Genomic DNA, 7500 nt, shown 5'->3' with positions numbered 1-7500 from the left:
TTGCACAGAAAACCGGCAGTGATATCATGCTGGGGATTACCCCTTAATTTGGTAACTTTACCATTCTCTGCACTGGCAATTATGCTGCAAGCACCGGGACAGTCCCGTGTACACGTGGTGATAACAGTTTTCAATGGACGTACCTCGTATTACCCTTTACTTCAGGGTATTTATTTATTCTGGAGAATTAGGATATTGATTAAATATAACCATATAAATCCGAGAATTCATTGGATTTTTAGTTAAAGAAAAAATTAGATTAAAAAAGTGTAGTTAAAATTTGTTTTTATTTAATCAACCAGTTTAATGGCTTCATTGGGGCAAATATCAGTACAGACTTCACATAAACTGCATCCTTCCGGATTTTTCACGATTATCTTATCCTCATCTATTGTCAGGACTTCCATGGAGCAGACCTCGGCACATTCTCCGCACTCAACTCCTTCACATTTTTCATAGTCAATGATTACTTTAGTCATTAACATTACCTCCAAAATCTCTTACATATTTTCTATTATACTGCAATGGGGATTTTAATTGGAGAATTTCACCCAATAATATCTCATATTAATTTAATAAATGCTTAGAGCATTCTTCTATAGCGTCTTTAACATCACAATCCAGTTGTATTGGTTTTATACCCCGTTTTCTAAGTTCAATAGTGGGTTCATTGCCAATTTTGCTACATAGAACGGCTTTACAATCATTGATTAAATCTATTGAAGCAACCCAGCGTTCTTGATGATTATTTAAGGGTATTGATGTTTTTTCTCTCATTTCCTGAAATTTCCCCTCTCCATCCTTAAGTTCGAAAATTAAAAAACGATTTGCATCACCAAAATGCAAATTAATAAGTTTTCCATCAGTTGATGCCACAGCTATCTTCATTTAAATCTCCTCCATGGTAGAGTACTGGGATTTTTTAGTTTTTTCCACTTCTTCTTTGGTTTTTTGTTCTATTATTTCGTATCCTGCTTCATCGTAGTAAAAATCAAGTATGGTGTTGGTTATTCTGTCCACAAATTCAATTCCACCTTGGTACCCCAGTGTAGATATTCTTTGTGCTCCTAACCGGTCGAATATGGGGAATCCTACTCGGAAGAGGGGGATATTTTCTTCCTGGGCCATGCTGGCACCGTAAGAGTTGCCGATTAAAATATCAGCTCCCCTTTCCTTAATTGCCTGGTGCATGTCGTAAAGATCACCACCGGCCAGGATAACTGGAGAAATTTCTTTCTCTCGGGAGATACAGTCCATATCCTCATTGAATATCTTGCTTTTTGTCCCGGTACACACCACCGATGGTATCATTCCCATTTCCGCAGTGAAACGTGTCATTCCCGACACAAAGTCCGGATCTCCAAATATGGCCACTTTACGATGATAGTTATAGGAATGGGCGTCCACCATTGCGTCTAAAAGCCTACCTCTGTCTTTTTCCAGGGATTTAGGGATTTCATAATCTCCCAGCAGGCACAAGTTTTTAATGAATTCATCGGTGTTTTCCAGTCCTGCGGGAAGGGGGCCAGCAATGGAATTAACTTTGAATTTTTTCTCTAGAAAGACCCCTGCTGAATTCACATGTTTGGAAAGGGTAACAGTTCCCAGGGAGTTAGCAGTGTCTTCAATTTCCTCCACACTGGTACCACTCTCATATAATGACAGTGTTTCCTCGGTTAAAGGACCATCCAGGTTTTCAGAGGTGTCAGTCAGGATGATACTGTTACATTTGAGCGTTTTTAGAATATCTTTAACCTGGGTCACGTCAGCTGGGGATATAATACCGGTAATAATGTTTATCTTATCATTGGACACAGATTTTATGGCTAAATGTTCAACAAGTGCTTTTATGGTCCGATTATAACCTTCTACGTGGGATTCGGTGTAACTGGGAGTTGAAACTGGGATGATGACAGGCAGGTCCTGGTCCAGATTGGCATCTTTAAATTTTTCGACGATACCAGCCATGTCATCCCCTATGGTTTCAGTTAGACAACTTGAGGCCACTGCTATCATGCGGGGGGTTTGCTTTTCAGTGATATTTTTCAGGGCCTTCATTAAGTTGAATTCCCCACCATAAATGACGGTCTTCTCACTCAGTGAAGTTGAAGCAACCTCAATGGGTTCACGGAAGTGTCTGGTGAGCTGGAATCGCATATAGGTACTGCAGCCTTGGGAACCGTGTACGAGGGGCATGGTGTCTTTAACCCCCAGGAGGGCCTGCACTGCTCCCATGGGCTGACAGATTTTGGAAGGATTGACTACGGCAAATTTTTTATCCGGGTGACAGTTACTATGATTCATGTTTATCGCCTCCTGAAGGGGGAGATAATGCCTCGTCAGATGATTTTTCAGTTTTTAAGTTTTTTTCTGAATTCAGATTATTAGATATGTCATATAAGCTTGTGGAAGTTAGATTAAAGACCGGGCTTGAAACTGAAGCATCTACTTCTTTGGCAAAGCTTACAAATCCTTTGAATCCGGCAAATGCTGAGATTCGGTCATGGTTAAAGTCACAGAAGGGTATTCCTAGTTTCAGAGAGATGTACTTTTCTTTGGCTCCGGATATGAGCAGATCTGGTTGGTATTTTTTTAATAGTCGTACCAGTTCAGTTGAATTGGCATCATCCACAATTATGGTACCGTCCCGTACTGTTTCTTTGATTCTCTCGTAGTCTTCTCTGATTCCGTTCTTGGTTCCGGACATCATGACGTCCATGCCCAGTTCTTCAAAGGCACGGACCAACGACCAGGCTTTGTTACCACCAACGTAGAGGGCGACTTTTTTTCCAGTTAACCTTTCTTTGTAGTCTTGGATTTTATCCTGAACTTCATCCAGCCCTTTTTCAATTATTTTTTCAGTGCATTGGATCATCTCTTCATCATCAAAAAAATCTGCGATTTCCCGGAGGGAATTTACAGTCTGATCCAGGCCGAAGAAGTTGACCTTGAGGAAGGGCATACCATATTTCTTTTTCATCTTCTGGGCCACGTAGTTGGAAGATTTCTGGCACTGTACTATGTTCAGTTTGGCCCGGTGGGCCTGGGCAATCTCTTCCACATGGGAGTCTCCGCTCATGGTGGAGATGATGTTAACACCCATCTCCTCCAGTAGGGGTTTGATTCCCCACAGATCTCCGGCTACGTTGAACTCACCCACAATGTTAATGTCAAATGGAGTGGTTTTTTCTGGTTCCCTGGTTCCTATTACGTAGTCCAGGAGAGCGTCACCACCGATCCAGTGTCCTTTGGTTTTATTGTGGTCCTGGAATCCTTCAGATTGAACTGGTATAACTCGGCACCCGGTTATTTTCTGAGCCTTTTTGCAAACAGCTTTGATATCATCTCCGATCACTCCCGCCACGCAGGTGGCATATACAAATATGGCTCCGGGGTTGAACAATCTGTTAAGTTCTAGCACGGTTTCAAATAATTTTTTCTCGCCTCCAAAGATGATGTCTTTTTCCTGGAGATCTGTAGAGCATCCTTTTTTGTAGAGATCCTCTCGAGATGATTTACTTCCCCTTATGTCCCATGTACAAGCGGCGCAGCCTATGGGGCCATGGACCAGGTGGATTGAATCGGTGATGGGCATCAAGACGATCCGGGCTCCACCATAAACACAGGTCCTCTGGGTAACTGTGCCGGGCATACTGGCCTTATCACATACAGGGATGGATAATCCTTCTCCTTTAACGCACATGTGCTTTTTACGAGATTCAAATGTTTCAATTACCGGTTCCATTATCTAATACCTCAAACTATCACTTAATTAACTATTTTTTCCATTTTACCTTAAATTACTCCTTATTTTTATATTCTAATCAATGAAGCAATAATTAGAAAAATAACATTCAATGGGATGTTATTAGTCCATTGAATGTATAGGGGGTCTGGATTGGCATGTGCTATTGCTGTAGTTTCCAGTGGCTTGGTTCATAGTACTTTTCAAGTACGGAGTTGGTTATAAGTTCCATTAAACGTGCAGCACCATTATAACCCACTATTGGGTGCCTGTGGTATCCAATTCTGTCATAAACTGGGAATCCGACTCGTATTAAGGGGATACCAAGATTTTGGGCCAGTAATCGGCCATCAGAAGGTCCGATCATGAGGTCCACAGGGTTTTCCTTAACGTAGACTTCAAAGGACCGCATATCCTGTTCAAACAGCACGTCTATATCACATCCAGTTTCTTTGGAAATTTTTTCCATATCTGGAGCGAATGTTTTACTGTTGGCACCAGTACAGACCATGGTGGGCTCCATACCCAGTTCTCCAACGAAACGGGCCATTCCGGTGGTCATGTCTGGATCTCCGTATATGGCCACTTTCCGGTCAAAGAGATATCTTGCAGCATTATCCGCAATTAAATCCACCAGCATTCCCCTTTCGTCCAGGATACTATCTGGAATTTCACAGTCAGTGAGTTTTTTCAGATTTCTCAGGAACTGGTCCGTATTTTGCAGACCTATGGGTGGTGATTCTATGATGGCGGGCACATCATACTTTTTCTCCAGAGAATTTGCCCCAGATCCTGCGTATTTACACAAGGCTATGGTTCCCTGGCTGTTGGCAGAGTCACGAATTTCATCAACAGAAGTTCCTCCTTTGGGAAAATACGGTTCTGTGGGTGTTACCGATGGTCTGAGTGGTGAATCAAATGGATCGGAAGTGTCAGTTAACAGCAATCCCTCAATTCCCAGGAGGGCCAGGATGTGTTTGATCTCCCTTATGTCCCCGGGGTTTACCATCCCGGGAATGAGGTTCACTTTCTCGGTGGGTTCACCCGGTTCGGCCAGGGCGTCTACTAAGGATTTAACCCCTATATCATAGCCGGTGAAATGGTTTCCTACAAAACTGGGGGTGGGTATGGGGATCACTTCGATTTTATCCAGGCCTTTAACCTCCTGGCTCATTTCTTTCAGTTCTTTTTTGGTGGTGTCCACGAATCCGAATACATCATCTCCAATGATCTCACTGGAACAGGTGGTTATGGCCCCGATAAGATCCGGTTTGAAACGCAGTGCCAGGTTTTTAATACCGGCATTAATGTTTTTCCTTCCTCCGAATACCGCGGCATCTTCGTGCAGTGAGGAAACTGCGATTTCTGCTGGTTCACGGAAATGACGTGCGAAGTTGTACCTTACAAAGGTGGAACACCCCTGGGATCCATGTACCATGGGTAATCCGTGGTGCACACCCATAACGGCATACATGGCCCCTAAAGGTTGGCAAGTTTTCAGTGGGTTAACTATGAGGGTTCTTTCCTTTTCTATTACATTTATTCCACTCATTTGCCCATCTCCACTTGGTTGGGGGTTTCTAGTGATTCAGTTAATCCTTCATCCTCTTCACTTCCTGCTGGATTTTCTTCAAACTCTAACATGCTCCAGATGGGGTTGTAGATGTAGGAGTACATGTCCTTGGCCAGGTTCAGGAAACCTTCAAATCCGATGTAGGGTCCGTTTTCATAGGAGTGGATCATTATGGTGGGTACTCCCAGTTTGTGGGCCATGTACTTCTCTTTAATACCGGCCAGTATCAGGTCGGGTCGGTCTTTGCTGATCATCTCTTCCAGTTCCATGGAGTTAGGGTCGTCAACTATTAGTGCTCCTTCTTTGACTCGTTTCTTCATTTTCACGTAACCGTCTTCGTGTTCGAACTGTGATGCCACGGCGGTTACATCCATTCCCAGTTCTTTCTCCAGGGGAGTGGCCAAGTGCCAGCTTTTGGGACCTCCGGAGAATATGTAAACCTTTTTACCCTGGAGTTTTTCCTTATAGATCTCCAGTTCTGGGGCTACCTTAGCCATTCTGTCGCCTATAACCTTTTCTGCCTCCTTTTCCCGGCCGAAATATTTCCCTATGGTTCTGAGGTTTTCTGCACAATACTCCGTACTAAAGAAATCCACGTTGATGTAGGGAACATCATATTTTTCTTTTATGAGGTCGGCAATGTAGGTGGCAGACCGTTGACATCTTACCAGATTCAGTTTGGCCCGGTGCATAAAGCATATTTCATTGTGGGTGGAGTCACCACTGAATCTGCTGAGGATACGTAATCCCATCTCTTTGAAGTATGATTCAAGTATCCAGAGGTCTCCGTCTATATTGTACTCACCGATCAATCCTATGTCATAGGGGGTGGTGCTTGGGGGCTCCTGGGTACCTACCAACCTATCGAATATGGTGTGATTTGCTATGTGGTGTCCTTTGGATTGGCTTGGCCCGGCAAATCCTGGTGCGTTAAATGCTACCACATCTTTACCCAATTCAGCAGTAAGTTCTTTGGCAACTGCATCCATATCATCCCCTATTAATCCGGTGGTGCAGGTAGCGTAGGAGTAAATGGCAGTTGCTTCGGGAAATTCCTGTGCAGCATCTATTAGGGATTGCCTTAATTTTTTCATACCTCCGAAAACCACATCGGATTCCATCAGGTCGGTACCACAGACGTATTTTAGGTTGAAGTTTTCTATGGGAAATTTACTCCCATCCGGCATGTCCGGACTGGTGGGGTATCTTTTGGTACCTCCGGCATAGTAGGTACATCCCACAGGTGAGTGGACCACGTGGACCACGTCTTTTAGTGCTCCAGTTATTACCCCTTTGGCACCGGCAAATGCACATCCCCGTTCACTCATGGATCCGGGAACGGTTTTGGTATTGCAGGAAGGCATGCAGTCTTCTGGATCCGAACAGTGTTTAACATAGGTGTGTTTTTTTCGCTCAGGGATATCTTCATCCACGTCGAAAAGTTTGTAAGGCATTATTATTCTCCTAAATTAGTTTAAATTGTTCATTTTTTTATTTTAATTATTTTTATCTGTTCAATCAAATTTTAAGGCTTGATTTTTTCTTTAATGAGTTAAGTAATTGCTTTATCTCCATTTTCCCCGGTTCTCACCCGGATGGCTTCGTCAATAGGGGATACAAATATTCTACCATCTCCTTTTTGCCCAGTCTGGTTCACGCGCATTATGGCTTCCACCACCAGGGAGACATCTTGATCAGGGACGAGGATGGTTAACATTCTTTTGGGGATGTAGGGCATGGTCCCCTGTTTGTCACGAAGTTTGGTTTTGTCGATATCCATGGTTACTTCCCCGAGGATGGCTTTTTGTTTTCCACGTCCAAGTACCCGCTGAGCAGTCATGGCTGGAAATCCCAAGGTACTGAGAACTATTTTAGTGGTGTTGATTTTATTGGGGCGAATTATGGCGGTGATCTCTTTCATTTTATCTCTTACCCATGTGGGAGTTAAAGTCCTTTAGTCCGGGTCCTGACGGTGTAGGCTTCTTCAACAGGGCTAACAAACACTTTCCCGTCTCCGAAGTTACCGGTGAATGCAGTTTCGTTGATTATCTGTACAATCTCCCCGGTGTTTTCAGGCTCTGACACCAGCATTAACATCACCTTGGGGAGTTCATCGTAGTAGATCTCATCAATCTGGATCCCTTTTTGTTTTCCACGTCCAATGACGTCAAGCTTGGTTAGA

Annotated in this window: 9 protein-coding genes (2 of these 9 running past the window's edge); all 9 read right to left on the bottom strand. The window is 43.5% G+C overall.

All coding sequences use genetic code 11. The features are described 5' to 3' along the window. A protein-coding gene (locus tag CIT02_RS06520; RefSeq protein WP_292610784.1) for a molybdopterin-dependent oxidoreductase crosses the window boundary here: on the bottom strand, positions 1-134 show its 5' portion. It extends 1828 nt beyond the left edge of the window; only the first 134 of its 1962 coding nucleotides appear in the window; its start codon is at positions 132-134; the stop codon falls past the left edge of the window. A gap of 156 nt (positions 135-290) precedes the next feature. Continuing rightward, complete coding sequence (locus CIT02_RS06515) at positions 291-479, bottom strand: 4Fe-4S dicluster domain-containing protein (protein ID WP_292610782.1); 189 nt, start codon at positions 477-479, stop codon at positions 291-293. Positions 480-567: 88 nt separating this feature from the next. Beyond that, positions 568-888 (bottom strand): NifB/NifX family molybdenum-iron cluster-binding protein, encoded by a 321-nt coding sequence (locus tag CIT02_RS06510; protein WP_292610780.1) that lies wholly within the window; start codon positions 886-888, stop codon positions 568-570. Further along, positions 889-2304, bottom strand: a complete 1416-nt coding sequence (gene nifN / locus CIT02_RS06505) for a nitrogenase iron-molybdenum cofactor biosynthesis protein NifN (RefSeq protein ID WP_292610778.1) — start codon at positions 2302-2304, stop codon at positions 889-891. Then, positions 2294-3745 carry a nitrogenase iron-molybdenum cofactor biosynthesis protein NifE gene (gene nifE, locus CIT02_RS06500; RefSeq protein WP_292610775.1) on the bottom strand — a complete coding sequence of 484 codons (1452 nt, stop codon included), beginning with the start codon at positions 3743-3745 and terminating at the stop codon, positions 2294-2296. Before nifE ends, nifN begins: the two co-directional genes overlap by 11 nt. A gap of 163 nt (positions 3746-3908) precedes the next feature. Then, the gene (locus tag CIT02_RS06495; RefSeq protein ID WP_292610773.1) at positions 3909-5297 is read right to left on the bottom strand and encodes a nitrogenase component 1; all 1389 of its coding nucleotides are present in this window, start codon (positions 5295-5297) and stop codon (positions 3909-3911) included. Beyond that, complete coding sequence (locus CIT02_RS06490; protein ID WP_292610771.1) at positions 5294-6772, bottom strand: nitrogenase subunit alpha; 1479 nt, start codon at positions 6770-6772, stop codon at positions 5294-5296. The genes CIT02_RS06495 and CIT02_RS06490 overlap by 4 nt, the downstream gene beginning before the upstream one ends. 98 nt (positions 6773-6870) lie before the next feature. Continuing rightward, on the bottom strand, positions 6871-7239 hold the full coding sequence (locus CIT02_RS06485; RefSeq protein ID WP_292610769.1) for a P-II family nitrogen regulator: 369 nt from the start codon (positions 7237-7239) through the stop codon (positions 6871-6873). Between the two features lie 23 nt (positions 7240-7262). Further along, positions 7263-7500: the 3' portion of a P-II family nitrogen regulator gene (locus CIT02_RS06480; protein WP_292610767.1), read on the bottom strand. 80 nt of this gene lie beyond the right edge of the window; the window shows 238 of its 318 coding nt (coding positions 81-318); its start codon lies beyond the right edge, outside the window — the gene reads right to left on this strand; its stop codon occupies positions 7263-7265.

Source organism: Methanobacterium sp. BAmetb5 (assembly GCF_003491305.1).
Classification (GTDB): Archaea; Methanobacteriota; Methanobacteria; order Methanobacteriales; family Methanobacteriaceae; genus Methanobacterium.
The sequence above is the reverse complement of the archived record's forward strand: the minus strand, read 5'-3'. Positions and strand labels throughout refer to the sequence as shown.